45 protein-coding genes and 1 tRNA gene are annotated in these 25,191 nt (G+C 39.5%); 9 read left to right on the top strand and 37 right to left on the bottom strand.

What is annotated here, in order from left to right:
* Positions 1 to 8 precede the first annotated feature (8 nt).
* From A8805_RS12475 to A8805_RS12330, 34 genes are all read right to left on the bottom strand, one after another.
* Positions 9 to 599 (bottom strand): phage scaffolding protein, encoded by a 591-nt coding sequence (locus tag A8805_RS12475; RefSeq protein ID WP_109711627.1) that lies wholly within the window; start codon positions 597 to 599, stop codon positions 9 to 11.
* A gap of 97 nt (positions 600 to 696) precedes the next feature.
* Positions 697 to 1,872: a phage minor capsid protein gene (locus tag A8805_RS12470; protein WP_109711625.1), complete on the bottom strand. Its 1,176-nt coding sequence runs from the start codon at positions 1,870 to 1,872 to the stop codon at positions 697 to 699.
* An 11-nt stretch (positions 1,873 to 1,883) separates the two neighbouring features.
* Positions 1,884 to 3,362: a phage portal protein gene (locus A8805_RS12465; protein ID WP_109711623.1), complete on the bottom strand. Its 1,479-nt coding sequence runs from the start codon at positions 3,360 to 3,362 to the stop codon at positions 1,884 to 1,886.
* Between the two features lie 62 nt (positions 3,363 to 3,424).
* Positions 3,425 to 4,765: a PBSX family phage terminase large subunit gene (locus tag A8805_RS12460; protein WP_207657699.1), complete on the bottom strand. Its 1,341-nt coding sequence runs from the start codon at positions 4,763 to 4,765 to the stop codon at positions 3,425 to 3,427.
* Positions 4,752 to 5,603 carry a terminase small subunit gene (locus A8805_RS12455; RefSeq protein ID WP_109711619.1) on the bottom strand — a complete coding sequence of 284 codons (852 nt, stop codon included), beginning with the start codon at positions 5,601 to 5,603 and terminating at the stop codon, positions 4,752 to 4,754. The genes A8805_RS12460 and A8805_RS12455 overlap by 14 nt, the downstream gene beginning before the upstream one ends.
* Before the next feature lie 17 nt (positions 5,604 to 5,620).
* Positions 5,621 to 5,977 (bottom strand): hypothetical protein, encoded by a 357-nt coding sequence (locus tag A8805_RS12450; RefSeq protein ID WP_109711617.1) that lies wholly within the window; start codon positions 5,975 to 5,977, stop codon positions 5,621 to 5,623.
* Between the two features lie 350 nt (positions 5,978 to 6,327).
* Positions 6,328 to 6,400: transfer RNA gene (locus tag A8805_RS12445), tRNA-Phe, on the bottom strand.
* Between the two features lie 202 nt (positions 6,401 to 6,602).
* Entirely contained in the window at positions 6,603 to 6,821 is a 219-nt protein-coding gene (locus tag A8805_RS22600) for a sigma factor-like helix-turn-helix DNA-binding protein (protein ID WP_242992379.1), read from the bottom strand.
* 172 nt (positions 6,822 to 6,993) lie between these two features.
* Positions 6,994 to 7,215 carry a hypothetical protein gene (locus A8805_RS12435; protein WP_109711613.1) on the bottom strand — a complete coding sequence of 74 codons (222 nt, stop codon included), beginning with the start codon at positions 7,213 to 7,215 and terminating at the stop codon, positions 6,994 to 6,996.
* Entirely contained in the window at positions 7,208 to 7,372 is a 165-nt protein-coding gene (locus A8805_RS22170; protein WP_181392828.1) for a hypothetical protein, read from the bottom strand. Before A8805_RS22170 ends, A8805_RS12435 begins: the two co-directional genes overlap by 8 nt.
* A gap of 50 nt (positions 7,373 to 7,422) precedes the next feature.
* The gene (locus A8805_RS12430; RefSeq protein ID WP_109711611.1) at positions 7,423 to 8,550 is read right to left on the bottom strand and encodes a DUF4317 domain-containing protein; all 1,128 of its coding nucleotides are present in this window, start codon (positions 8,548 to 8,550) and stop codon (positions 7,423 to 7,425) included.
* Entirely contained in the window at positions 8,547 to 8,756 is a 210-nt protein-coding gene (locus A8805_RS12425) for a hypothetical protein (RefSeq protein ID WP_109711609.1), read from the bottom strand. The genes A8805_RS12430 and A8805_RS12425 overlap by 4 nt, the downstream gene beginning before the upstream one ends.
* 159 nt (positions 8,757 to 8,915) lie before the next feature.
* Positions 8,916 to 9,185 carry a hypothetical protein gene (locus tag A8805_RS12420; RefSeq protein WP_109711607.1) on the bottom strand — a complete coding sequence of 90 codons (270 nt, stop codon included), beginning with the start codon at positions 9,183 to 9,185 and terminating at the stop codon, positions 8,916 to 8,918.
* Entirely contained in the window at positions 9,178 to 9,360 is a 183-nt protein-coding gene (locus A8805_RS12415) for a hypothetical protein (RefSeq protein WP_109711605.1), read from the bottom strand. The genes A8805_RS12420 and A8805_RS12415 overlap by 8 nt, the downstream gene beginning before the upstream one ends.
* Entirely contained in the window at positions 9,353 to 9,772 is a 420-nt protein-coding gene (locus A8805_RS12410) for a hypothetical protein (protein WP_109711603.1), read from the bottom strand. Before A8805_RS12410 ends, A8805_RS12415 begins: the two co-directional genes overlap by 8 nt.
* Before the next feature lie 2 nt (positions 9,773 to 9,774).
* Entirely contained in the window at positions 9,775 to 10,053 is a 279-nt protein-coding gene (locus A8805_RS12405; RefSeq protein WP_109711601.1) for a hypothetical protein, read from the bottom strand.
* A gap of 26 nt (positions 10,054 to 10,079) precedes the next feature.
* Positions 10,080 to 10,880, bottom strand: coding sequence for a DNA adenine methylase (locus A8805_RS12400; protein WP_109711599.1), 801 nt, complete (start codon positions 10,878 to 10,880; stop codon positions 10,080 to 10,082).
* Complete coding sequence (locus A8805_RS12395) at positions 10,864 to 11,328, bottom strand: DNA N-6-adenine-methyltransferase (protein ID WP_109711597.1); 465 nt, start codon at positions 11,326 to 11,328, stop codon at positions 10,864 to 10,866. Before A8805_RS12395 ends, A8805_RS12400 begins: the two co-directional genes overlap by 17 nt.
* Positions 11,329 to 11,414: 86 nt before the next feature.
* Entirely contained in the window at positions 11,415 to 11,741 is a 327-nt protein-coding gene (locus tag A8805_RS12390; RefSeq protein ID WP_109711595.1) for a hypothetical protein, read from the bottom strand.
* Between the two features lie 19 nt (positions 11,742 to 11,760).
* On the bottom strand, positions 11,761 to 11,937 hold the full coding sequence (locus A8805_RS22160) for a hypothetical protein (protein WP_181392826.1): 177 nt from the start codon (positions 11,935 to 11,937) through the stop codon (positions 11,761 to 11,763).
* A 709-nt stretch (positions 11,938 to 12,646) separates the two neighbouring features.
* Entirely contained in the window at positions 12,647 to 12,781 is a 135-nt protein-coding gene (locus A8805_RS22775; protein ID WP_278321245.1) for a hypothetical protein, read from the bottom strand.
* A gap of 2 nt (positions 12,782 to 12,783) precedes the next feature.
* Positions 12,784 to 12,945: a hypothetical protein gene (locus tag A8805_RS22155; RefSeq protein ID WP_181392825.1), complete on the bottom strand. Its 162-nt coding sequence runs from the start codon at positions 12,943 to 12,945 to the stop codon at positions 12,784 to 12,786.
* Positions 12,932 to 13,252: a hypothetical protein gene (locus A8805_RS12380; protein ID WP_109711591.1), complete on the bottom strand. Its 321-nt coding sequence runs from the start codon at positions 13,250 to 13,252 to the stop codon at positions 12,932 to 12,934. Before A8805_RS12380 ends, A8805_RS22155 begins: the two co-directional genes overlap by 14 nt.
* Before the next feature lie 9 nt (positions 13,253 to 13,261).
* Entirely contained in the window at positions 13,262 to 14,023 is a 762-nt protein-coding gene (locus A8805_RS12375; protein WP_109711589.1) for a hypothetical protein, read from the bottom strand.
* 8 nt (positions 14,024 to 14,031) lie between these two features.
* Positions 14,032 to 14,388, bottom strand: a complete 357-nt coding sequence (locus A8805_RS12370) for a replicative helicase loader/inhibitor (protein WP_181392824.1) — start codon at positions 14,386 to 14,388, stop codon at positions 14,032 to 14,034.
* Positions 14,385 to 15,212, bottom strand: a complete 828-nt coding sequence (locus tag A8805_RS12365) for a phage replisome organizer N-terminal domain-containing protein (RefSeq protein WP_109711584.1) — start codon at positions 15,210 to 15,212, stop codon at positions 14,385 to 14,387. The genes A8805_RS12370 and A8805_RS12365 overlap by 4 nt, the downstream gene beginning before the upstream one ends.
* Positions 15,190 to 15,594, bottom strand: coding sequence for a hypothetical protein (locus A8805_RS12360; protein WP_109711582.1), 405 nt, complete (start codon positions 15,592 to 15,594; stop codon positions 15,190 to 15,192). The genes A8805_RS12365 and A8805_RS12360 overlap by 23 nt, the downstream gene beginning before the upstream one ends.
* A 380-nt stretch (positions 15,595 to 15,974) precedes the next feature.
* Positions 15,975 to 16,550 carry a hypothetical protein gene (locus A8805_RS12350; protein ID WP_109711580.1) on the bottom strand — a complete coding sequence of 192 codons (576 nt, stop codon included), beginning with the start codon at positions 16,548 to 16,550 and terminating at the stop codon, positions 15,975 to 15,977.
* Positions 16,547 to 17,095 (bottom strand): hypothetical protein, encoded by a 549-nt coding sequence (locus A8805_RS12345; RefSeq protein ID WP_109711578.1) that lies wholly within the window; start codon positions 17,093 to 17,095, stop codon positions 16,547 to 16,549. Before A8805_RS12345 ends, A8805_RS12350 begins: the two co-directional genes overlap by 4 nt.
* Positions 17,096 to 17,103: 8 nt before the next feature.
* The gene (locus A8805_RS12340; protein ID WP_242992377.1) at positions 17,104 to 17,520 is read right to left on the bottom strand and encodes a siphovirus Gp157 family protein; all 417 of its coding nucleotides are present in this window, start codon (positions 17,518 to 17,520) and stop codon (positions 17,104 to 17,106) included.
* Positions 17,521 to 17,545: 25 nt separating this feature from the next.
* Entirely contained in the window at positions 17,546 to 17,707 is a 162-nt protein-coding gene (locus A8805_RS22150; RefSeq protein WP_181392823.1) for a hypothetical protein, read from the bottom strand.
* Positions 17,682 to 17,819: a hypothetical protein gene (locus A8805_RS22145; protein WP_181392822.1), complete on the bottom strand. Its 138-nt coding sequence runs from the start codon at positions 17,817 to 17,819 to the stop codon at positions 17,682 to 17,684. Before A8805_RS22145 ends, A8805_RS22150 begins: the two co-directional genes overlap by 26 nt.
* Before the next feature lie 95 nt (positions 17,820 to 17,914).
* Positions 17,915 to 18,094 (bottom strand): hypothetical protein, encoded by a 180-nt coding sequence (locus A8805_RS12335; RefSeq protein ID WP_109711574.1) that lies wholly within the window; start codon positions 18,092 to 18,094, stop codon positions 17,915 to 17,917.
* Between the two features lie 231 nt (positions 18,095 to 18,325).
* Entirely contained in the window at positions 18,326 to 18,574 is a 249-nt protein-coding gene (locus A8805_RS12330) for a hypothetical protein (RefSeq protein ID WP_109711572.1), read from the bottom strand.
* 96 nt (positions 18,575 to 18,670) lie between these two features.
* On the opposite strand from A8805_RS12330, the gene A8805_RS12325 reads away from it, so the two are divergent.
* Positions 18,671 to 18,871, top strand: coding sequence for a hypothetical protein (locus A8805_RS12325; RefSeq protein ID WP_109711570.1), 201 nt, complete (start codon positions 18,671 to 18,673; stop codon positions 18,869 to 18,871).
* Here A8805_RS12325 and A8805_RS22140 read toward each other — a convergent pair.
* Genes A8805_RS22140 through A8805_RS12315 form a run of 3 tightly spaced genes read right to left on the bottom strand, consistent with a single transcriptional unit; the run spans position 18,848 to position 19,953 of the window.
* A complete protein-coding gene (locus tag A8805_RS22140) occupies positions 18,848 to 19,024 on the bottom strand; it encodes a hypothetical protein (protein ID WP_181392821.1) in 177 nt (58 codons plus the stop codon). The genes A8805_RS12325 and A8805_RS22140 overlap by 24 nt on opposite strands.
* Before the next feature lie 14 nt (positions 19,025 to 19,038).
* Positions 19,039 to 19,755 (bottom strand): ORF6C domain-containing protein, encoded by a 717-nt coding sequence (locus tag A8805_RS12320; protein WP_207657698.1) that lies wholly within the window; start codon positions 19,753 to 19,755, stop codon positions 19,039 to 19,041.
* 12 nt (positions 19,756 to 19,767) lie between these two features.
* Positions 19,768 to 19,953, bottom strand: coding sequence for a helix-turn-helix domain-containing protein (locus tag A8805_RS12315; RefSeq protein ID WP_109711568.1), 186 nt, complete (start codon positions 19,951 to 19,953; stop codon positions 19,768 to 19,770).
* 214 nt (positions 19,954 to 20,167) lie between these two features.
* Between A8805_RS12315 and A8805_RS12310 the strand changes: the two genes are divergently transcribed.
* The 8 genes from A8805_RS12310 to A8805_RS12270 form a co-directional block, all read left to right on the top strand.
* Positions 20,168 to 20,545, top strand: a complete 378-nt coding sequence (locus A8805_RS12310) for a helix-turn-helix domain-containing protein (protein ID WP_109711566.1) — start codon at positions 20,168 to 20,170, stop codon at positions 20,543 to 20,545.
* Positions 20,538 to 20,759 (top strand): hypothetical protein, encoded by a 222-nt coding sequence (locus A8805_RS12305; RefSeq protein WP_242992375.1) that lies wholly within the window; start codon positions 20,538 to 20,540, stop codon positions 20,757 to 20,759. The genes A8805_RS12310 and A8805_RS12305 overlap by 8 nt, the downstream gene beginning before the upstream one ends.
* A gap of 46 nt (positions 20,760 to 20,805) precedes the next feature.
* The gene (locus tag A8805_RS12300) at positions 20,806 to 21,408 is read left to right on the top strand and encodes a hypothetical protein (RefSeq protein WP_109711562.1); all 603 of its coding nucleotides are present in this window, start codon (positions 20,806 to 20,808) and stop codon (positions 21,406 to 21,408) included.
* Positions 21,409 to 21,554: 146 nt separating this feature from the next.
* A complete protein-coding gene (locus tag A8805_RS12295; RefSeq protein ID WP_109711560.1) occupies positions 21,555 to 22,673 on the top strand; it encodes a site-specific integrase in 1,119 nt (372 codons plus the stop codon).
* A 273-nt stretch (positions 22,674 to 22,946) separates the two neighbouring features.
* On the top strand, positions 22,947 to 23,135 hold the full coding sequence (locus tag A8805_RS12285) for a helix-turn-helix transcriptional regulator (RefSeq protein WP_330405935.1): 189 nt from the start codon (positions 22,947 to 22,949) through the stop codon (positions 23,133 to 23,135).
* Positions 23,136 to 23,486: 351 nt separating this feature from the next.
* On the top strand, positions 23,487 to 24,125 hold the full coding sequence (locus tag A8805_RS12280) for an Hsp33 family molecular chaperone HslO (RefSeq protein ID WP_109711554.1): 639 nt from the start codon (positions 23,487 to 23,489) through the stop codon (positions 24,123 to 24,125).
* Between the two features lie 11 nt (positions 24,126 to 24,136).
* Complete coding sequence (locus A8805_RS12275) at positions 24,137 to 24,850, top strand: MerR family transcriptional regulator (protein WP_109711552.1); 714 nt, start codon at positions 24,137 to 24,139, stop codon at positions 24,848 to 24,850.
* A 95-nt stretch (positions 24,851 to 24,945) separates the two neighbouring features.
* Positions 24,946 to 25,191: transposase (locus tag A8805_RS12270; RefSeq protein WP_181392820.1), on the top strand; the 246-nt coding region annotated here is incomplete at its 3' end.

Genomic DNA, 25,191 nt, shown 5'->3' with positions numbered 1-25,191 from the left:
CTTTTCTTTTATTCATATTTTGCTAACTTAGCTGCGAATGGGTCGGATGGGTCTGGCTTATCTTTCCCTGTCGCATTTCCTTTGGTTACAATTTGAGGAGTGTCAGGATTCTCATTATCCGGCTCCGCTTTTTGAAACAGAAACGGCTTTTCTCCCTGGATTTTCTCTATCTGGTCTTTCAATCCCATAATCCCGTCATCCGTAATATTGATGATGTCCTTGTTGAGCAATCCCATGATGATATTCTCATCCAGTGTGCCACTATCCTTTAAAGCAAGTTTGATAGCAAACTCTTTCTGTTGCTCTTTCAGCGCGGATTCTGACTCTGCCTTTGAGTTGTTAAAAGCTGCTTGCAAATCCGTGAGCTGCTTGGTTAAATCCTCGTTACCCTCTGCGGACTTCTTGAGAGTCTCAAGCTCTTGTTGGTTAGTTGCTAGTTGACCTTTAAGCTGCTCATTCTCTGCCTTAATCTTTGGATAACGTTCGTCCATTTTCTCTTCGCTGGCAAGGAAGAACTTGTTTTCTCCCATACCGTCAATAACTCCTTGAACCTGTTCTTCTGTTAATCCTTTGGAAGTCAAATACTCCTGAAATGTCATAATGTTTCCCTCCTATACGCTTTTTACGTGGTCGCTTCACAATTCGTTAGTCACATAAGCCTTTTTACGCCTTGCCTAGGGCAATAAAAAAAGACCATTACTTAGGTCTTATTTCCTGATAGTTAAATGTCTGTATAAGCGTGTCAAGCGGTGTATACACTTTCTCTCGCTTGTAATCTCTGGCTAAATAATCATTGCTACTCACAAGGTCCCTCAGCTTAGACTGGAAACCTCTCACTTTTCTGTCATAATATTTGTAAGAATTGATATCCTTAAATTCATCCGCAATCATTCTATTCTTTTTGTATTTCACGACTGCTCTTTCGAGTGTTCTTTGTTTTTTCTGTAGGCTCCTGACAAGTTCGTTTTCCTTTTCGTCATACTTTGGCTGATTGTTTGTATTAACTCCTGGAATGAACTCTATCCAATTGTGTTTACAGTTACATCCTCTATGCCCTCCGGGGCTGCCGTAATCTGCTTGCCAGTACGGGTCATATATGGACAAATATTTGCTATCTGCCGGAATTTCCGATACAGGCCTTAAGTCTACTACATTCCCTTGTATCCTTGTACATGCTTTTCTCGCTCCCATGTGTGATGTAACAACAACTGTGTGAATGCCGTATTCTTCCATCCGGGAAGTGCGTAACTCATTGTATGTATTGGATAGAGTAGATTGCATAACAGTCCTTACATATCGTTCCATGCTCCATGTATGTCCGCCCTTATCTATAAATGTAGACCGGATGCCTTGCGCTGCTAACTGTCTTACAGATGCTTGCATGGCCTCGTCCAGCGTATACAGCCCGGTATTAAATAGGGCCTGTGTTTTGTTTAGGGTCTGCGTATAAGCCTTTGTAATTGCGCTGCCGTAACCGTAATTAGTGCTTATAAGCGTTTGATTGACATAATTATCAATGCCGCTCCAACATTGGTTGTAATAGCTCCTCATAACCATGTCAATGTCGTTCGGAATTTCCAGTGTAGGATACGGGACTGAATCATCCACGCTGTTTAACGTGTCTGCCCCAATCTCTTTAAATATCCGCTCCACCTCTTCCGCTGCTATTCCAGTTACTTTAGAAACTTCTTCAGCAATATCTTTTTTATACAAGTCCATATCTCTCATGGCCTGGGCTTGCCAATCCGTTATATCTGTGTGCCAGTTAAGCATGCGTTTTGCAATTGACCGGATGATTTCACCTTCAAGGGCATTGTATAACTCCGACATCTGCCATGCCCATAAATCTATTTGCTTCGGGATATCCTTCATTCAATCACCCTCTACTCTTCTTCTCCTATTTCTTCCTTAACCGCCGATTCTTCCTGCTCTGCCGGGCCTGTCATAGATTCCTGTTCTATAATCAGCTTTAGCCACTTCAAAGCCTCTTCATCTGTCAACTTGAACACACCCTTGATTGCTTCTGTCGGTGGAACAAGCCCGGAAAGCTTGGCCTTACTATAAAATTCCAGCTTCTGTTCTGCGCTCTCAAATATTCCATCGTCGAAATCTACGCTAATCTGTTCAAAAGTTGGTATAGTCCCGGTATATAGCTTGCTACCTTTTACCGTTGTTGCTGCTGCAATTTCAAGTATCGAAACTATAAGCCCTTTGATGAACTTCTCCACCTCATTACACTGCATATTTCGTGTTCGGTATGTAAGAGAATTCTCTGATACAATTTCCGTTGCTGTCTTAACGCTCTGTCCGTCAAAACTGAATGTGCCAACTGATAACTGCATCTGCATTTCAAGTGTCTTGAAAAATTGATTGATTGCAGCTATATATTGTTCTGTTCGAATATCATGTGTAATATCCTTTACGAAATCCGTGTCCCCATCCATTCTCATTGGGCGATATATATTCACATCCGGGTCAAATACAGGTCCTATTCTGTTTCCCTGCTCATCGAATGTATAATTAAGTAGATGGTCGCTGACAATCACGCTCCTCTGCCCCATTCGAATCTCCCAATTAAACTGGTCGTAGGTATCATTAATCTGTTTGAGGGTAGTAGCGGCATTATCACATATTCCTACACCAAGAGGGCTGTCCAGAGAGAAATTGTTAAATCCACTGGGTTTAAGATAATTAAATATCGGCTTGCTCAATCCTGTAATGGTTGTTTCAGGTTCTATCCCCTCATATACACCGTTATAACCAAGTGGTACCTTATCGCCTATTACGGTTCGGTCTTCTGTACGGTAAAGTTCGTTGGTTATTACATAGTCTGTATCGTTCCACTCATGAAATTCAAGCAACGTATAGTAAACGGTCTTCTTATTTTCCGTTTTTACGGTACTGAACATCATGACACCTTCTGTTATTCCACCAGAGTTATGTCTTAGCGGAAAGAACGCATTAGCCAAAGCCCAGGAGAACTCTACTTCTTTTGTATCTATATCTACATACGGCCTTACTGCAAGTCCACCGGATGCAAACATAGGCTCAAGATACCTGATCATATTCTTCTTGAAGTCATTGTGTTCAAACACATGCTGTATAAACTTATTGGCATTCTCATCATCAACACTTATTTCTACTTGTTCGTTGAATACAAGGGATGACATCATTTCCGCTGTCAGCTTTCGCATATTTAGAAAGCAGTAATCCCGTTCATAAGCATCATTGTTTGAATTAATATATTTTACAAGCGGATAATTACCAGCATACTCCCTGAAATCACGTGAAATGCGTTCCAGTTCGTGTGGGTCTATATTGACCTTCGGATGGTCGTTTATTGTAGCCAGCCTTTCTCCCATTGCTATATATCCTCCTCTCTTGAATAGATTTTTAATCGTCTGTATAATTCCCACGTAATCACCTACCTTTTCAGCCTCCAATCCCTGGCATTATCCACACATACATACTTAAAGGCATCTACAGAATGGTCAAATTCCTTGATAACCTTCGGGTCATCACTGTTAAGTGTCTTTTCGTCAAACTGGTACTTCTTGTGTTCCTCTATGAATAATCTCAAATTATCGCAATTAGGAAGTCCGGTTTTTATTGTAGGACTGTAATAATAAAAACGTCCCTGAGCTAATAAGTCATGGACGTAATCAATCATATCTACATTTTTCAGTTTTGATACCGGGTGCCATCTCTGCCCGTAATCCTTATAATATTGGTTCCGAAGTCCTCCCTCCGCTGAATCTATTGTTCGATTCATGATAGGAGCATTCCCCACATATTCATGTCTAGAAGTCTTTTCAACAAAGTTATGAATATCGCTTGCAAGGTCACTGGGAGCCTTTTTAACGGCTTTTCCTGCCGGACTGTAATAATACATATTAAGCAGTATAATATTCCCCTTGGCAGTCAATCCAAAGCACAGACAAGATGTTGCAGAAGTCTGGTGTCCAACGTCAGAAGAATAATATATTGCAATTATCCTGTCATCAGTAGGCAATTCTGTTATCTCATGGAATAATGCCATGTTATACACATTAGTCCCAAGTCCAACCGCTTCTCCCAAGTACAGGTATCTATAATAATCATAGTCATTATCCTTAATTCTGTTAATTTCCTCTATCATCTGAGGTGTAGTGAATCCAAGTTCATCATTGAGGTAGCTGGACTTATGTACAAGATAATTAGTCTGCCCTATGAGCGATTCTGTCCACTCATTTATCCAATGATACGGATTCCTGGGAGGATTGTAACTCCAGAAGAATCTTACTGTATCCACATCCGGCGGTTTCTGCCGCATGAACGTGGCATTTGTTTGGTCGAATTCCTCACTGCTACCGAATTCAGCCGCTTCTTCATACCATACCGCTATGATGTTGCCAATATCATTAGATTTTAGCTTTTGGAAATCATCTTGACCGTAAAAAAAGAATGTCGAACCGGTCTTTTTATGCGTTATCTTAAATGGAGCAACATTACATTGGAATCTATTCAGCAAGCCGAACTTAGACAAAGCCCACTGTATCTTTAGGAATACTGAATCACGGATTGTATTAGCCACCTTACGAATAACAACTATATTTACCTTCCGCCCCTTGTTGAGGAATGGTATCATCATGAACACCAATAGCAACGCTATTACAGAAGACTTGAAGCTATTTCTACCGCCTTTAAGTACGTTGTAAGGCTCTTTTGTGGTCCATACAGGGCGGAAATGTGGGTTAACTTCTTTTTGTATGTTAATCCTCTTCATTTTCATCACCGCTCCATGAATCAATAATTATTATATCTTCGTTGTTATCCTCATCATTGTTCCCTTTTTCCAGTGCTTTTCGCTGCGCTTCAAGTAGTTTCAATTTCTCCCGCTGCTCCGGAGTAGCAAAATCCATATGTGTAGTTAGCCAGTCAAGAGCTTTCATCTGATCCAGCAACTTAACCTTTATTCCCTCTCTCCCTTGTGACACCTCTCTAATTAGCGATCCATCCACCTGTGAGGAATCTTTAATATTTACATAGCTAACTGTTATCTCCTTGGTATCTCCGTTTTTGGTGGTTACTTCTATTTCTTCATTTCCAAATTCCACATAATTAGTAATATCTGAAAATGCAATATCCATGTATTTCTGAAAGATGTCCGACTCGTCCAGCATCTCACGGTTAAACCTGTTTTGCTTAAGCTGAAGTATTTGGGCTTTTATCTTAGGATTCCTTAGGAGATTGCACCCTTCTGTCATGGCTGTTTCATATGAACATCCGTACGCCTTTTGATATGCTTTAGTAGCATTGAAGCACTTTACATAGTGCAAACAAAAAAGCCTTTGCTTATCGGTCAGATCTGGATTTTCTATTACCTGACTGACATCATCTGCAATGGCTTTAATCTTATTTTCTTTATTCTGTTTCCGAACGCTCGCTTTGCGTTCACTTTTCTTTTCCGAACGTTCGCCTTTATCTTCCCACCCTTGAGTGCTCTTCCATCGTCTTACTGTTCCCTCCGGCTTCTTTAGCTTTTTTGCTATATCAACAAGGCTCATACCGGAATGGAATAACTCTTCTGCCTTAATTGAATCCGGGCTTCTGCTCCTTGCCACTACTTTTCACCCCTTACTCAATCATCATTAAATTTTTTTGTGTGCTTTGTGAATCTATATCTTGCCTCGCTTAGTGACAGTAAAGTATGTTTTGTTATCTTATCATTGACTTTTGCTTCAAATCCATACGCATCACTGCCTGTTATTCCGTCCTGGTACGCAGCATGAACGCTTGATATGTTTGAAATATCATTCTTTTTCCTTCTTAATTGCTTAGCTTCTTCCGCTATCTCCGTTTTTAGTTCCCTGTATTCTATCTGCAATTCGTTATAATCGCCTTTTCTTTCAGAAATATATGCAGATATTTTCTTGACCAGTTCATTCATCCTGCGAACATATGCTTTCCCACGCTCTATTATTTCTTCCTCTGTCATGATTGATAAATCTTCCAATTCTTTCCAGCCTACTTTCCTTTTTTATTTCCATTATAACACCATATCTGGTATATTCAATCAAAAAGCACCTTGACTTAACAGAGTGCTTTCGTTACTCCTTCTCCCAATTAAAAGACCCCGGGCCCGAAGGACACCGGAGTACGTTCCAATATATTATAATGCCCTATAGGCAAAGTTACCTGAGATATGGAAGCACAATGAGGGTAGTGGTTCCATACTGTCGCGGTTCTTCTTCCAACACACTATACAATACAGAAAATTATCGGACTTCCTGAATCTACTTGTTTATAGTTACACCCGGCGAACTACCGCAACAAAAATTCCGGGAATGGGAAGCCCAGGTTTCGAGCCTGGCTCTACAGATTTTCAGTCTGCCGCTTTCACCAGATTAGCTTACTTCCCTTAACGGACATCCGCCCGTTAGCATTAATATTTATCGTGCCCTGCGTGGCACTATCCGGATAACAAAAAGCACCACCCTATTTCTAAGGCAGCACTTTTTGTAAGGAGGACTTCGATGTACGAAATTCGAACGGTTATTTTATGTTCTAATCGTTCTATGGTAATTATATCATACTATGGACTATTAATGTTATTAACTTTATTAATCTTTAAGCTGGTTTCCGATTAACTGTGATATCCTCCCTTGCGTATATCCTATCTTTTCGGATATGCTTTTTTGCTTCATCCCCTGTAGAAAATGCAACTCAAATATTTCCCTTACCTCCCCGTCCTGAATACCCTCTATGTACTTCTCTACCTCCTCCATTTCAAGTTGAACAAGAATCCTCTCTGCCTGCTTTCCCCTAATCTCCTTATTCACCCGTTCATTTTCCGCCGGGTCATACATCGGTACAGTAGTCCTTACCTCCGTATATGGAAAATCTCTGCTTGAACCTACCACCTTACCACTTACAACCTCTATATCCTTGTTGCAGAGGTAATCTATCCTATTATTTATCCTTTCAAGCCTACCCTTATTCTTGATATATTTTTTAAGTTTTTGCCTGTCCAGTTATACCACCCCTTCCCATTCTAAGATGTTTCCTTCTGTTAGTCCTGCGGCCCTTTACATACTTGTCGCAATCCTCTACAGGACACTTTCTCATCTCCCCGGCAATCTCTATATAGTCGCAATGCATTTCCAGCTTTTTCTTATCTATCGGAGATGGTTTATATATACACGTTTTACATAAACGTCTGTCTGCGTTATCCATCCGCGTTTCTCCTTTTCTTTGCAATCTCCTTACAACGCCCACACTCCATATAGCAGCAGTATCTAACAGGAAGGTGCTGGCAATACTCCGTTCCGTATTTATCTACCGCGCTATGTATTATGGATGGTATACCGCTCCTATATCTGCGTTTTTCCATTGTCCGGCCTCTTTCCATGTTGCATACTTGTCCACCGTCATCCTCGGCAGTCACTTTACAGCCCTTACCGCAACTCCATTTACTTCCAGATAATCGTCCACTGCAATAACCAAACACTTTCTGCCGTCAATTATCTTTGTTTCAGCTAAATCCATTCGGGCGGCATCTAATTTCACAGTAGCAGCAGGTGTTTCTATGTTTAGATTCTTGGTTTCGGTGATATTCTCCGCAAGCAGAGTTTTCCTTTCTCCCACGGTAGATTTATAGTGCTGATCAAACAGTTCCATCTTCTTTGAGTCTACGTCGCATTTTTCGAATAACCTTTTCACAATAAATTTGTCCAGTTCCAATGGCTCTGGGTCTTCCTTGTTTTCCTCAATCATTTCATTCAAAGTTTCATGTATATTGCGGACCGTGTTGTAATCTGCATCCTCTCCGAGAGTACTCTCAATCAATTCATTAAATAAATCTTTTTGTGAGGGAGCAGATACCGGTACCGTAGTTCCAAGAACTCTCTCAATCATATCTTCCTGTAGGTCACTGGCTTTTTTGGTGTAGTACAATGCACTGTGGATGTCTGTTTCCCTGTCTGCAAATGCCGGGAAAAGAAACCCTTTATCCGGCTTATCTACAACCCAATCCCTTATCCTGTCATGTATGCGGTTATCTTCTGCATCGTAGCTTAATCCTGGCTTAGACAATCCTACAGGGCATATGCTACACATTATGTATTCATAGACGTTGTCTGACGCGTCAAACATCTCTGTGCCATCAGAAGACTTGCCGGGAACATCGTACATGGCATGAATCAGGACGATATAATAATTCTTATCGTATAGGTAACTGTCAATAATCTTGTCGTAGAATTGTTCCAGAAGTTCGTCATCCTGCAACTTGCTATTTCTAAGTTTTAACAGGAAATCTTGTGTTCCTCCCGGCATTTCTGAATTAATCGGAAACTCCATGTTCAGCATATTCTTTCCAATACTGCCTGAAAGAGTTTTCTTGAATATCTCAAAATACTTAAATGCGTCTTCTTCCGGCAATGATAGAAAAGCATCCTTTGTCTGTAACCTCTTATTTTTCTCATGGTCCACATAGCAACCACATATACGGGTGATGGCACAATTTGCCGGGGTGAACTGTTTCTTGATTTCCAATACCTCTTTTTTATTCATAATTCGCTCCTCCAACTAATAATTCTTGCATGTAATTCTCCTAACCAGTATTTTGTTTCCGACATCTGAAGTTCACTATTCTCATATTCTTTGTATATCTTTAACATCTTGATTCTGTGTTCATACAGCTTGTTTCTCATATGACTTTCTTTCAAATAAGCCCCTACGATTCTCACGAAAGCAAACAATTCTTTAATTATTTTCACCTATATTTACTCCCCTCTTGGAATCCCCTGTCTTCCCATAACTGCTATATGCTTTCCTAACAAATCTCTTAGCTGCATCCCCATCCGGTTCTTTTTCTGCCAGTCCTCCATAGTGTTGCTGGCTGTCTCGGTTCTGTTCCTTTCTGGTTCTTCTATATTTCACTCTGCACCCCAATCTAGCCGTTGTCCACAATTACCGCAATAATTCGTTTTCCTGTCTAAAAACTCTACGCCGCACTTACACTTTCCCACGCCAATAATTGGAGTAGTTGGCTTATATGGTATCTGCTTTTCCAGTGCTGCTATCGCCCTTCTTAGACACAACGCTCTGTATTGATTCACTTCTTGAGTTTTGATAGAACATCCCTGTGCACCTGACAACTGCTTTTTCATTCGATGCAGTTCATTAATTACTTCTTGCTCATTCATTCAACGCCTCCGCTCCTTTCTTCCGCATGAACTCCGTCATTTCCAACCATTTATCAACCTGCTCTTTAGATTCAAATACTGGATAATGCCCCGGAACGCATCTTACTCCGCTCTCGTGGATTCTACGCTCTGCATATTCTTTTACATCCTGGGGCATGGAATCGTATTTATTCATCTGATTTCCTCCGTTCGTCTGCATGTATAAGTCTTAATACATATCCGAAAGTCATACTCTTGGCTACTAACTCGTCCTCAAACTTCTTGTATTCAAGGATATCTTCCAGAGGTATTCCGGTATCCTTATACGCTTTCAACTCTGCTCTCAGCTCCGCAACCTCCCGGCATTTCTCCGAATACATCTTGTCTATCTCTAATAGCTGCTCCGGGGTGGGGCCGATATCCTCATATGCTTTTAATCTAACAGATATGTCCTGTAGGATGTTTGCGCATTCCGCATCACCATCTTGTCCATAATGGAATGCCAAATCTAATATGTTATAAGCTCCTTCTGGGTCAAATGAGACTCTGTAACAGGTTTGTTCCCAATCATCCAATCCCATGTCTGCATAAATTGTTAATCGTTCCATCTTTATACCTCCACTTCCGAATCTTGCGGCATCTGGAAGACACTATCGCAATCCCCATGAATATAAACGCCGTGATGAACGCAGTCCAACTTTGCATAATTATCCTGTATCATATCCAGTACCTTGATTGCTTTTTCCTCGCTGGAATAATTACCAATATCTCTAAACCCATTATCTCTATTGTCTGCAAAGTCTGCTGTTATACAAAATCCGACTGTATATAACTGTGATACATTATGCAGATTTATTAAAATGTCCTTATCCTGACTCCTGATTAACATAATTCCTCCTTTCACTAAATGCTGATTTAGTTAAATAAGCTTATCTGTTTTACTGGTTCAAAATTCATCCACAATATTTCTCTCTTTTTACTTGAAACCTGCGAATAGCATGTTGTTTCTTCCCGGTACCAGCCTTGTAATCGGTTATTATATAATTCGCTATCATATCCGCTTAGAAGCACAGGGCCTTTATGAGCCTGTAATACATCTATCAACTCATGATGCTGTTTATCTTCTGCCATTTCGTAACGGTATTGTTTACCATGCCTTTCACTCAGCACATATGGAGGATCAGCATAAATCAGTACTTTCGGATTATTAAATCTTTCAATCAGTTCCACGGCCGGACGATTTTCGATTTGCACACCCCTGAGCCTTTCCGCTGCCAGCATGATTTTCTCAGGCAGGTTACACCAATCCTGTGAAGCATAAGCACGTTCACGGCCCTGCACATCATTCTTCCATCCTACCTTTTCCCCTGTTGTCCTAAAACCGTGTCCCATGTTTAGCCTTATATAAAAATTAACCGCCTTACCAAATGAGTCCTCTGGTACCGTTTCAAAGGCAGCGTTATATACCTGCCTTGCATACGGCGTATAGTATATTTCTCTAGCCAAACGTTCCGGGTCTTTACGTATCCACTCAAACAAATTTACAACATTCCCGTCCAAATCATTTATAGTTTCTATGTTGCTTCTCGGCTTATTCATCAATACAGCCGAACTTCCGGCAAACGCTTCTAAATAACTGTGATGTTCTGGGAAAAAACTTATAATCCATTCTGCAATACTCCATTTACTTCCTGGATATTTAAAGATTGCTTTCATTTATCCGCACCTCCGGTCTGAATATTACAACCATACTTGGGAACGGTGCCGGATCTTTATGCTCTTTCCCGTCAACTTCAAATTTCAATCGCCCTTTTAAGAATCTTATTTCTGCCTTGTTCCATACATATTCATGGAACGCAATTGTGTCCGTTCTTGCAGGAACAAGCATTACAACTTTAGTTCCAGGCTTCTTTGCCTCCTCTGCACACTTTTTCATCCAAACCGCTGTTTTCTTCCTGCCATACGGAGGGTTACAAAATACCGTGTGTCCTTGCCAATCTTTCTTTAGTCCATCCTGCTCTTTAGTGTAATACAGATTGCACTTGTGATTTTTGCTATCCGCACACGGATCTAAATCAAAATGAAACTCTCCGTCCAACTCTTCAAACAACCATTGTGGAGTTCCCCAATCCTCTTTATTTGAACTTGTTATGTATTTATCCATTTTTTACGAAAGGAAGCCGTGTACACTATGCCCTGCAGGAGCTTCCGACTCCTTTCTGTTATTAAATTTCTTAAATTGCGGTTTAGCTAATCACGTTTTAAGCTCAATGTAACGTAACAACCGTCACCATCTATTTCCTCAATGCTATAATCTTCGAGATTTCCGTTAGCATTTATTTTGATAATATCACCCAGCTTATAGTACTGTTTATACTTATCCCATCTCACAAAATGCTCTTCAAATATCTTGTCCGGTATAAAGAGCAATATCCCTTCGTACTTTATGGACGTATACCCATGCGGCACAGAGTAATACGGGGATATCTTGAATTCCGTTCCCTCTTCATTAATCATTAAGCCATTTATGGATAATTTTTTTATCATCACCCATCGCTCACCTTCATTTCCGTACATACCTACCCCTTTCCCCGGCTCAGCTACCGGATTCTCTTCTAAGAATCTTTACAGCTTCTTTCGCTCTTTCGTCATTCCATTTATTGCATCTGTTCCCATCTTCGCTATAGAACGGACAATGCTCTTCACAATTTAATCCGGTTGTACAACAAACCCCCAGTGCAATTAAAACATTAATTGCTTCTTCTCTATTCATGATTCTCCTTTCACGAAATATCAGTTTTGCTGCCCTGGCTCATCTCCATATATCAAAGCCGATGTCCCCCATTTATTCCCTCTCCAGTAACAATAAGACCCATTGAGTATCGGATAGTCCGCACATTCAAGTCGATACGGTTCTACACACACACGGCTTCATAATTACCGCTTGGCAAGTTTGCATATCTTTCCCTATCCTTATCATTTTCTATTATAGACTTGCGATAAGTTATAATAGCTCTGTCTCCTTTTTCTAATCGCATTAGAGGACGGCTGGAATCATACTTAATATCTTTCAATAGCTTCTACATCTCCTTTTCTAAATTTTAATTTCCTAAAGAATTAAATAAATTCATCAAAGCAACTACCTGGCTTTGCGAAAACCCTTCATCCAAACAATGGACAAAATTTCTATGGAAATCACTATCATCATTTCGGGGTAATGACTTTTTAAGTTTATATACTTTATACTGATGGTAAAGCTATTTCAAAAATCCCATAATCATACCTCCATTAATATTCTAATTTTTTAGGTATAAACCACTGTAACCCGCTAACCTGTATATAATGGTATAGTGTCCGCAAATCCGCGTACAGCCCAAAATATATCTTCATGTACAACCATACCTCCTGGATTGGCATACCCTGGAAGAGTAGGTCTTGTATCTTGGAGTAATATGGGGAATACATGCTTTTCCTCTTACACATTACTTACCCTTCTTTCTCACTTTCCGCCTCTTCCGTTTGGTCCCGGCAAAGATGAACTTATTCATATTGCCACTCTTGAATCCGCCGGATGTCTTTCGGGTGCCGCTGTAGCTATGTTTTACATCCTGTGCCATGCTTATTCCTCCCGCTCGACTATTGCAATTATATCTTCTGCTTCTCCCTCGTCAGCCGCGAAAACTCCATCACAGCAATACATATCAAGAGGGCATTCGGAACAGTAACCAAAATTATTACTGCACATACGTTTTGCTTTCTTGAAAAATTCAATTGCTTCCATTCTTACGCCCCCTCTGAATCTCATATTGCCGTAGCCCTTCCACTAAGCCTTGTACGGCGATTTTATTTACCTGTTCGATAGTTTTGACATACTCCTGCATGGAAAGCCTCTCACCGTCCGTTACGTCAAGCTGAACGATAAATATGTACTTCTCAATAACAGTCCTGATTTTTCCGAAGTATCCGCATACCCTTTCAGACTCTTTTTTATCCCCGTTCTTTGCGGTCCCTGTGTACCGTTGCTTGAGGGTGTAATTCATGGGGTCAATCTCTATGTAGTAACCGTTTTTTAATTCGATTGTGGTCATAGGTCCTCCTTAATCCAAACTCCACTCTGGCTTTTCATCTGGCTCAATATCATCGTCACATTCACTTTCCGTATCAAGGATGATTTCTGTAAAACTCCGCTTGAGAACTAACAAGAATACCTCAAAATTACTCGCATGACGCAAGGAATTAATTTCTATGTCCCCGATCCCGCTGAGGATTTTCCAATTTTTCTCATGGTTAAATCTATATAGTTTTATCTGGCAATTCAGGCCCTCGTCTTCTTCACACGTAAATCTCACAATACAATTATCTGAACTGGATTTAAACCATCTCTTATCCTCGTGTTCAACTTCCATGTTGGCGGTTACGTGTGAATAATACGGTTCTCCGTCCTCACACTCTGCTTCAAGGTTGCTCGTGTCCACTTCGGCAGCCACGCGCTTGCAATACCGTTCAAATATCTCAGACAACTTAATTTCCTTCTGCTCCGGCTCCTTCATAAGCTCCTTGAAGTTTTCCAAGATAATCTTGTTGTCCGCAAGGTTGGTGCTGTTAACCAGTTCAGTCAGTACGGAATCCAGCTTTACTATGTACTGGTTAAAATCGTGTCTCTCAATAACCGGGACCATGATTTCTTTCATTTTCTCCTCAATGGCTTTCTTCCCGTCTCCTCTCCATGTGAACAATTCCTCAACGGCACTTGAAACACCTACCCTCAATTTTTCCTCGATGATTTCCTCCACCATTCCACTGTTTAACTTCTCTTCTACCAACTCAGCTATTCGCTGTTCAAATGTCTTGCCTTCCATCTTTCCTCCTATCTGCCTATAAGCTGTTGCTCAAGGCTGTCCATGTCATTTTCACTCTTTACTTCGATTTTGACTATTGTTTCCCTGTCTGCCTCTAATAACTGCCGTTCCAGCGCATCCATGTTGTATGGACGGCGTTTGAAATTGTTAAAATCCTTAGAATCAACAACTCCCCGCAACTCTGCCACGGCAGGAGCAAACTTATTACTTCTAATGTGCCTTTTCAAATTCTCGGTTACTGTCTGATAATCAAGGTCCTTTAGCATTTCGTACCAGAGGTCAAATATCTGTTGATTATTTATAGGACAGTTTGGATATGTCCCGCGTATGGCCTTTACAATTTTTTTGAATTCATCCCTTGTCACCAGCTGTCCACCTCGCTTATTTTGTCTTGCTTCGGCTTAGGCCCCGGTGCGCCTGAGCTGTTTATGTAATTCCCATCAAGCACCTTCGCCATATTGCTATCTTTCATCAACCAGTCGAATGTTGCAGACCAGTTTCTATCATTCTTACCTTTCAAGAAACTACTTGACTCTGCCATTTCAAAAAGTTTGGAAAAATCATCAACAGTGTATTGGTTAAGTCTGGCTTTGATTGATTTCTTTCTAGCCTCTGATAATTTAGTGAGCCGTGGGAATGACACGCAAGTGGCATTATACATGTCAGCTATCTGCTGATAGTCGATTTTTACTCTTTCCTCTTCTTCTCTTTCTCCTTCTTCTTTATCTCTTTCTCTTTCTTCTTCTAGGGAGCTAACATTAGTTATACTGTTAGAATTACCGTTAGTTTTACTCACTGCTAACAACTTTTGTTTCTTCCGGTAATCTCTCATGTACCCCCTCATGTACTCTTTTTTATTTTCCAAGCTATCAAGATTCTGGTGTTTTCCCCAGTTAGGAATTGTAATTACATTTTCAAATCTATCAATCATTCCAAAGTCTTCAAACACATTTAAGGCCATTTTTACCGTTGCTTCTTTCCTCCGGAAGATAGTTGCAAGCATCTGGTCTGTATATGCAATCGAATCATTAAGCATAAACACTCCACTATTATTCATTTTCCCGGCAAGACATAGTAACTTAAACCATATAACGATAATGGAATCTGACTCTGGAAGGCTTTCTATCAGCAAAACTTTTTCATCGTCAAAAATATCGGTTGTTATCTTAATCCACTTGACTTCTGCCATCCATGCACCTCCAATCTTCACCGCAATTTATTAGCGTTCGCTTTGCCACATCTACAATTAGCTGGCTCTCTTTTATCCTGCTTTCCTCCTGTCTTACCCAACGTGCAAGCATCCTTTTATCCTCTTCCAAATTCATGTCAGGTATAAAATACCCCTTCCCGTTCTGGAGGTTTATAATCGGTATTAACTTGCGTGCATCGTGAAGGAAATCTCGCATTGTTCTATCAATCAGTCCGGTAACCGTACACAGATGTTTACGCTTCACGGCATTGTTACTACCGACCGGAATATGAATCAATATATCAAATTTATTTTTTTCCTGTACTTCTGGGTCCTCAATCATATCGAAGATATCCATCTGTCCAGGTAACTGTTCTGTCATCTGCCCTCCTTTCCCCTCCCGTGTTACCGGGAGGTATGAAACGGCTTACGAATGTTTGTGACGTACCCGCAAGCGCAAAAGACGGGTTACTCTATAGCCAAGACTTACCGAATATGCAACGGAACTCCTCACGGGTTCCTATATGTTTTTCGAAGTAAGTCTGTGCCATTTGTTTTAATTTTAGGTCTAATCCCTTATTAGGGTTTTCATGTACACTATCCGGTCCAAACTCGTGCAAATCTGCTCTTAAAGGAATTGTGAAATCGTATTTTTCCGATAACTTTCGTCTTGAACCATAGAAAATATGGTGAACGTGGCAATTTGGCGATCCTGTAAAATAACAGTGTTGCATATCATCCGTAAATACACTTTTTAATTTCTTAGCCAATATCAACACCGTACACTTTCTTTAGGAGCCGCTTTTCATCCGGTGTAGCAATCTCCGAATCCGGTATGCCGTAGTCCTTACACTCCGATATAAGACCCTTAATCAATCTCGCCATTTCCTCAGTGTTGTACTCACTGGAACCCCTCATCATTATGTAGGTCCTGTACGTGACTCCGTCTTTTCCAGCCTTTACATCGGACGTAGATTTCAGATGGTATTCTGTAGCATTTTTTATTTTACGGTCTACTTCCTCCGTATCGGGTAGCGGTGTCCTTGCAAGTCCTCCTCCTATAATTACGGGATATCCGTAGTGACAGATCATCCGATTATGCGCTTCTGGATTTGACAATTCCAGTAGCCTTGCAAGTTTGGTAAGCAGTACCCAATAATAGGCATTAGCATCTAAACTTCGTTTCTTCTTGTACGGCTTTATTTCAAGGCTTAATATACCCTTGTCCTTCAATTCCTCATAGGCTTCTCTAAAGTCCTCGTATGTCTCAAATAAAATAGTCAGGCGGCCTGTAAGGTAATCAATAACTGGTTCTTTTAATCGGCCTGTGAATTTCACTTTTTATCACTCTCTTTTGGTCTGTTATCATACACATATACACGTTGCTTTCTAGTATCGTTTCTAACAGATAGTGCAACGATGATTTTGTTTTCATCGTAAATTATTTGTTCCACAGAGAATCTATCTTTGCAAGTCATAACAGGCTTTCCATATCGGTCCTTTTTGTCACTTGTCTCTATCGAACACTTGTCAGACGGAATCCAAATATGCGGTGCTGTATATAGTTCTCTGCCGATTCCCCAATTGAAACACGCTCTCTTAAAGCTGTCAGATGCAAGACCTTTTTCTTTCTCTGTAAAACTTTCTGTTCCGGTATCTTCTTTAGAAACCCACAGATCTTTATCGCTGTCCCATATACTCACAATGCAATTAGCATTATCTCTGGTATGTCTACGTTCCCAGTTCTCAGGTCCTACAGTTTCATCTAAGATATTCATGTCGCACCGAGCATCTTTATACAGCAGTAATGATAATCCGTTGCTTTTGACTGTTGCTATACGACAATCAATTTCATCCGCTCTTAAACTCCTGAATTTCTGCATACAATCACCTACTTTATTTGAATATTTTGATTTACAACAAGTTCAACGCCTACAAGTTCCGTACCTTCTTTTAGAGCCTTTTTTATTTTTGTCTTGTCGGCTGTAGGGTCTGCAATTTTAAGGTACTCTTCCGGCAGTCCAGATATATCAAAGACGTTTACGGCTTCCGATTTCCTGTATGTAATATTGACTTTTGGTGTGCTGAACTTCTGTCCACCCAAAAATCCGGACAAATACTCTTTTAAATTCTTGGCCTTGTTTTCGCAAACAGTTTGACGCTCTGCAAGTTTAAGTTTCTCGGCTTTTATTGCCTCCGCATCGGACAAAAGATTTTTTATCCACAAAGCCACATTTTCCACTTTTACATCAAAGTCCATTTGCAACTGAGCCAATTTTTCAGCGTCAATAATTTCTCCTGTTTCCATATCAACGCAATTCATAATCTCATCATTAATCTGATATAATGTTGCCATTTATAATTTCCTCCATATAATCACAATAATTGTTATAGTGCCGTTTCCTTACCTTGAACCGCCGTTCCTGCTCGTCCTCTTCCTCTTCGTCTGTCGGCGCGGTCTTCCATGCATCATACCCCGGAATATTCTCCATCATCGTCAACCTCCGTTTCATCTCCGAAGCTTTTAGTCCATTGCTCGGAATAAAACCAATCTATAATGCCCTCTGCAAAACTTTCTATATCCTCCGCATGTTGGGCGATCTCCATAAATGTTTCCTGCTGGTCTATGGTCCCATGTAAGCAGCGTTGGAAAGCATATGTAAAAGCATCCTATTCCCGAACTATTATTCCTGCCTCCGGTCCTACTCCTCTGTACATGGCTTGTCCTCCGGTTCTTCTATCTTTTCTATTCCAATAATGGCTGCTAATTCAACCATGCTGGGATATTGTGCATTATTTAAGTACCTGCATCCCGCAAGTATGAGTGCATCACCTGTAGTTGCAGTAAAAGGGTTAATACCCCTAGCTATCCATTTTTCCATTTACAAATCCCTCCTATTCTGTTAATATAATAGTGAATATTTGTTTGAGCGCATGAGGTTTGCCGACCTTTCTATGCGCTTTTTTGTTACAACGGTCCCGCTTGCAGTATGTACAGGATTAATGCTATTAGGCTTATATTCCCAAGTATTAACCCTGCTACGAACCAATCCCAGGCGGACATGATGCGCTCCATTTCCTTCTCTTCTTTTTGCAATAGCTGTCCTCCTTTTCTATATTGATTCACGGGCAAACTTTTCCTTGTCATCTTCGCGGTAACCAAGAACCTTAAATACCATGCGCAACTCACGGACGGTAAATTTGTCCGGATTCCTGATTTTATGGTACAGAGTACTCTTTGGGATTCCGGTCAGCTTCGATAGTTTTAATCCGTCCATTCCTTTTACCTCTTGTGCATATTTGATGCTGCCCCTTAAGGCCCGGTTCATTTCCTCATCTTTGCTGATGGATAATCTTGGCATCGTTATCACCTCCTTATTGTTATTTTCTTCCAATTCTCCTATAATCTAAGTACAGGCTATTGCAGTAGCCCAGTACAAAAGAAAGGAGAAACGAAAATGGGTGTTAAAGTTAAAACAAATTTAAATTTCAAGAATATCGAAAAGCAAATCCTGAAAGAAGCTAGAACAAAAATGGCTTCTGAAAAATTTGATTTCGAATGCCCGAACTGCAAAAAAAAGATTTCCGCTCATGCCGGGAAGTCTATCTGTCCGCATTGCGGAGAAGAAGTTAACCTAACTCTGGACTTCAAATTCTAGTTCTATCCCGGAAGAGGTTATTTCGTCAGACAATGTTTTAACCTCTTCCAAAAGGCTTTCCAACCTTCTTACCTTGCCTAACACATCATCGATATTAGTTTTAGTTCCCAGGCCTATGTTGAGTTTAATTGACTTTATCGCTGATTCGTCCATATGTTTTGCCTCCTTTACATAGCTATCTGTGAATTAGTATCTACAATTTGCTCCCATAAGACCGTAGGCAGTTCATACGCTTCTATAACCTCTATTGCCTTATCTACCTGACTTCTCTTAATTGCTTTGTATGTAGTAACCCCAAACTCCCGTCTAAGCTGGTTATGGATATCTGAATAAACCTTTCCACGTAATGACTTGTCCGCATAAGCCTGTGAGTCTTTACCACCAAGACATTTGACACCCATACGTTTTACTGCTGTTGTGATTCTGCTTTCCTCTATGCCAAGAATGGGCATGTCCTGCTTGAAATTCTGCAAGTCCTCGTTTACGGTATCAACCTTCTCTTCCAGTTCTGTATAACCGATTGCAATAGTTTTAATCTGCTCCGGTATGGATTGCTTCTGGTAGGTTCCCGTCTTTCGGATAGAGGGAAGAACCTCGGATGTTACCCAGCGTTTAAAACGCTTAGCTGATTCTAATCGACTCCCAAATACCAGTGCATATAGACCTGATTCATTAATTACTACCATAGTTTGTTTTCCACCAAGGGTGTCGATTACCTCTACTCCCTTGTCCTCATCGAAAACATGAGTTTTAATTGCATCACGAGGATTTGTAAAACCAAGTGCCTCCGCAACATCTTTTCCTACAAAGTAGGTTTCATTATTCAGTTGTACTGTTCTTACTTGTCCAAATTCTGGACTGTTGAAAATTTGTAATTCGTTCATCTAATCTCCTTCCTACTCTAAGAAATACTCAATAGATACACCGAAGTAATCGGCTAGGATTTTTAATTTGTCCATTTTGGGAGTACTACGTCCCCGCTTCCAATCGCTTAAAGTTGACTGCGGTATATCAGTTTCTTTTGACACTTGATAAGCCGTTTTGTTTGTTTTTGCCAATAATTCAGCAAATTTTTTGTACAATTTTACACCGCCTTTCCTTACTTGTGGTATTGTTTTTACTACGGAAATGTGATAATATTTATTTGTCGAATAAATTAAACATTTCCGTAGTATGCTGTTGGGAAATACCGCTTTCCCTTTGCATACTCATACTATACTACGCATTTTCGATAATGTCAATATTATTATCGGATTTTCATAGTATTTATCCATGTTTGTGAAAGGTGGACAAATCATGTATGAGATTTTTGAGCAATTATTACAAAGTTTTGGTGCTACAGCTTACAAAGTAGCTAAAGAAACCGGAGTTACACAGTCAACTTTAAGTGATTGGAAAAGGGGGAGGAGCACTCCTAAGGCAGACAACATGAAGAAACTCGCTGACTATTTTGGGGTGTCTGTTGATTACCTCATGACCGGAGAAGAAAAGAAAGGAGGAGAAAAATATTATCTTAATGATGAAACTGCTCGAATGGCACAAAAACTATTTGAGAATAAAGATCTAAGAGTGCTATTTAACGCGGCAGAAGATGCTGAACCAGAAGACCTAAAAACTACTTATGATATGCTTATGGCTTTAAAAAGAAAGGAGCGCGGTATTACTGATGATTGATTATCAAGTATTTTTGCTGGATAACATGAAAACAAATGAAATTGTTACGCAAAATGAAGATGGAACATACTCTATTTTTATTAATAATAGGCTATGTGAGCAAAAACAAGTGAAATCGTTTAATCATGCGATAAAACATATTGTAGGATGTGATTTTGAAAGAGAAGATGTGCAAATCATAGAGACAGTAGCGCATGAAGATGTTACGCCTTGAGGATTAACGTGAATTTGGTGTAAGGTACAGAAGAAAAGGAGGATATATGGAAGAGGATATAAAGAAAAAACATGGTGAAAAATTAAACCTTCCTATCGTTATTGCCGTAGTTTCGATAATGGCTTTAGTTATCGTAGCGTTGTCTATTTGGTCAGCTAACAAAAAGAATGAAAATGACACTTTGGTTATTCTTAATGATTTATATGATGACGCAATAGAAGGTGGAATGTTATGCGAAGATGCCGGAAATATGACAAAAACTGTTTGGTATAATAGCATTTTTAAAGTCGAAGATTCTACCACTGATATATATACAAGATATCTAAATGGTGCGGGAGGATTTAAAGATTTTAACGAATCCATTAATGAATATTTCATAAACGGAGACTATTCTAATAAAATAGGTGCCGCGAAAGCAAATGAGAAATTCATAGACATTGGAATTAAAAGTATTAAAAAAGTACCAAAAAGTTTGACTGAACAGTACGAGTCCGCTAAGGAAGTCCGTTCTGCTTATAATAAATTGCTAAACGTTGTGGATAATCCTACAGGAAACATCGAGGAGTTTTCGGCTAATTTTAATGATGCTGATGAGGCTTTGTCTGATGCTTGCAATGATTTAAAGTATCTTTTAAGTGATAAAGAATAATTAAAAACCGCCCCTGACGGCAATCAGGAACGGTTAACATATCCGAAGATATGCACTTATGCAAAGATATTGTATCATCTTCGGGGCATTCGGGCAAGTACCGAGTGTTATTTTTATGATAAATTTTAAAGAAAGGAGATGATTTTATGCCAACAGCTAAGAAATTACCCTCTGGATCATGGAGGTGTCAGGTTTTCAGTCATTACGAATTAGTCTGTGATGAAGAGGATAACCCCGTAATTGACGAAAAGACGGGAAAACAAAAGCAAAGACGTGTTTACGAGTCATTCACTTGTGAGGACCCCACCAAGGCTGGAAAACGGCGCGCAGAAGCTATGGCGGCAGAGTTCGCCGATAAAAAGGACGATATAGCAAAGCCTGTATATAGACTTACATTTGGGGAGGCTTTGGAAAGATACATTAAAGAGCGAAACGAAGTATTGTCCCCGGCTAGCATACGCAAGTACAAGAGCATGCAGCGGAATTGTATGGTTCCTCTAATGGACTACAAGCTAAAGAACCTCACACAGGATATCATACAAGGAGAAATTAACACCGCTGCGATTAAGAAGTCTCCCAAAACCGTTAGGGATATGAACGGACTCATTACCGCCGTTATGAATCGTTATCGGCCCGATTTACGGCTTCAAATTACTTTGCCAAAGAAACTAAGGCCAGATATATATATTCCTTCTGAGAGCGATATAAAAGCCCTCATGTCGGCGGTGAATGGAACCGATATGGAAGTTCCTGTGATGCTTGCCGCTTACGGTGCTATGAGACGCGGTGAAATATCCGCATTTAACAGAAAGACGGATTTCGAAAAGAATACGATTCACATATCAAAAACGATGGTGCTTAACGCGGATGCGAAATGGATTATAAAAGCTCCAAAATCCTACGCCGGAGACAGATATGTAACATTCCCATCCTTTGTGGGGGATAAGATTCGAAAAATGCAAGAGGATACTGTAGGTTTAACACCGAACGACATCACAAATCGTTTTAAAACCATACTCAAGCATACGGGACTTGTTCATTTCAGATTCCACGATTTAAGGCACTACAATGCATCGATACAGCACGCGCTTGGAACACCAGATGCTTATATTATGGAGTCTGGCGGATGGGGGAATGATTCAGTATTAAAAGAGGTGTATAGACATGCATTGCCAGAGGTAAGAGAGAGAATGACAAATAAGGCATTGGATTACTTCGAAAAGATGCAACACGACATGCAACACGACACGCAACAATCCCAGTGATTACATCATTCTTAGCGGTATTAATGAGAGTTCAAGTCTCTTCTTCCGCATTGATTGGGAGTAGAGAAGTCTTTGTAAATGAAGACTTCTCTACTCTTTTTTCTGCTCTGGAGTTATATAAATGTTTTTGAGTTCTGCTCCACCATTCCTCATGGCGCACACCTTTTTTACTATATATATTAGTCATAATAGTAATGGGACTATTTTTAATAGTCATCGTAAGATTTCTTATAAAGAAAACATTATGAGGTATTTGATATGATTTATGAAAATTTGCGGAATCTAAGAGAAGATGGTGATAAGACACAAAAGAAGATTGCTGACTATCTACATATAAAACAGACTACATATTCTAAATATGAGCTAGGTAAAATCAATATTCCGGTTGAGGTTTTTATAAAACTGGCAGACTATTACGACGTATCCGTTGACTATCTATTGGACCGTACAAAAAAGAAATAACATATTTCTTAATAGCTATAGATACCTTTGAGACAATGTTTGGGAAGTGGTTCAGAAGAAAAAACAGCCGTATTTCAGAGGACCTTTTTGTTTTCGACGTTTTCGGCACTCTTATGACACACCTTTGAAAAATAATACTTACCATAAAGCCTATAAACACGGGCTTTTTTTATTTCTTTAATTTTCTATCATTGTTCTGTAATTATTTTAAATGTTAATATGTGCTTCAAATATACAACAATATATTTACATTAGTTAATATCAGTCAGAATGTAAACGTTCCGCCATCGATTATAAAAACCTTGCGTATCACGCTACGTAATAGAGTACAATGACCTTGAGGTGATAAAAATGAATAATATTATAAAAATGTTTTCAATGAATAAGGACTTTAGAATTGTTATTGCTGATACATATCAAATTGCAGAAAAGGAACTAAATGATTTTACAGGAAATGATTGTATCCGTAAGTTTTTAGAACAAATAATTACAAACTGTACGTTGTTATCTGCTATGAATGATTTTAATCAGAAAATAAGCTTTTCATTGCGTCTTTCAAAAGAAATCTCTATTTTCTGCATGGTAACAAATTCAAAGTTTAGTATAGAATACACTAATAAACTTAATGAATTTAAAGAAACTGTATCGGATTTATTTAATGATAAATCTTTATTGTCGATAACTACAGGCGATTGGAACACAGGTTTACACACAGGTACAGTTGAGGCACATATTGATAATATCGATGTTTTATTTGCTTATTTCACAGTACAAAGTGAGCAACTGCCGAGTCATTTTATAATGGCCGGCGATAATGCTACAAGAGGAGTACTAATGCAGCCATTACCCTTTGCCGATGAAAAGGCAATAACTAAGGGCGACGCGGAATTGTTATATCTGTCAAAGCAGTTAGAGCAGACCGAGTGGCAGAAAGTGATTGGCATATATAGCCCTTTAGCAAATGTTATATCAGAAAACAGAATAGAATAGAGGAAATAATAATGAACCACTATATAAAAATTAAGGCATTTGCTGAATTAACCGGCGTAAGCGTACGGACTTTACAGTATTATGATGAAATCAACCTGTTGAAACCAGCACATATCAATGAGTATGGGCACAGGTTCTACGATTCAGGTTCTTTCTCAAAATTTTTTGTTATCCTTTCGCTTAAAAATATGGGAATGAATTTGGCTGAAATTCATCAATATGTAAATAATAACAACTTTAATATTCGGGTTTTTATTGAAGAAGAAATGCGTAGAGTAGAAGCGGAAATTACCGATTTACAGCTGCGTTTAATGCGGTTATCCAGATTAAATGAGCAAATAGAAGAAAAACAAGATATAACTCCATCCATTCTTCCTTTTTTCTCTCATGTCGGAAGCAGCACTGATGTTTCGCAAGCTCAGATTGATAACCTGATAAAGTATGAAGAGGAAAAACTAGATTTCAATATAAAAAGCTGGAATGCTTTTATAAAAGATTTGAATTTTTGTTTTGAAAAGAATTTATCCTCAAAGGACAAGAAAGCCCTCAAATGTATCCACTATTGGAAAGAAAACGTTCTTGAAGCAAATAAGGTAGATAATGATATGGTAAAACTTGCAGAAGATTTTTATCAAAATCCCTCTCAAATTAGCTTTGGAATTACAGGAGATAACTATAAATACTTGATTGAGTTGATTGCTGAATACGATAAAATGGGAGTGTAAGATAGAGTGTGTAAGTTCAAAATGAACTTCACACTCTGTTTTTTTGTCAGGATATGTTAAACTAAACAACAGAGAAAAGGAAGGATAGAACTACTATGGCAAGAAGAAAACGTGACCCTAAAAAAGATGCACTGGTACAGGCAATACTGAATCAGTACCAACCGGAAAACGTCGGAGACATGCAGGATGCTTTGAAAGATATCTTCGGCCCTATGTTTGAATCAATGCTTCAGGGAGAAATGAAAGATCATCTGGGTTATGAGAGTAATGACCGACAGGAAAAGGAGGGGACAAACCGCAGAAATGGATATTCAGCCAAAACACTAAAAACTTCATTTGGC

The organism is Faecalicatena contorta, from assembly GCF_003149105.1.
GTDB classification, from domain to species: Bacteria; Bacillota; Clostridia; order Lachnospirales; family Lachnospiraceae; genus Muricomes; species Muricomes contortus_C.
The sequence above is the reverse complement of the archived record's forward strand: the minus strand, read 5'-3'. Positions and strand labels throughout refer to the sequence as shown.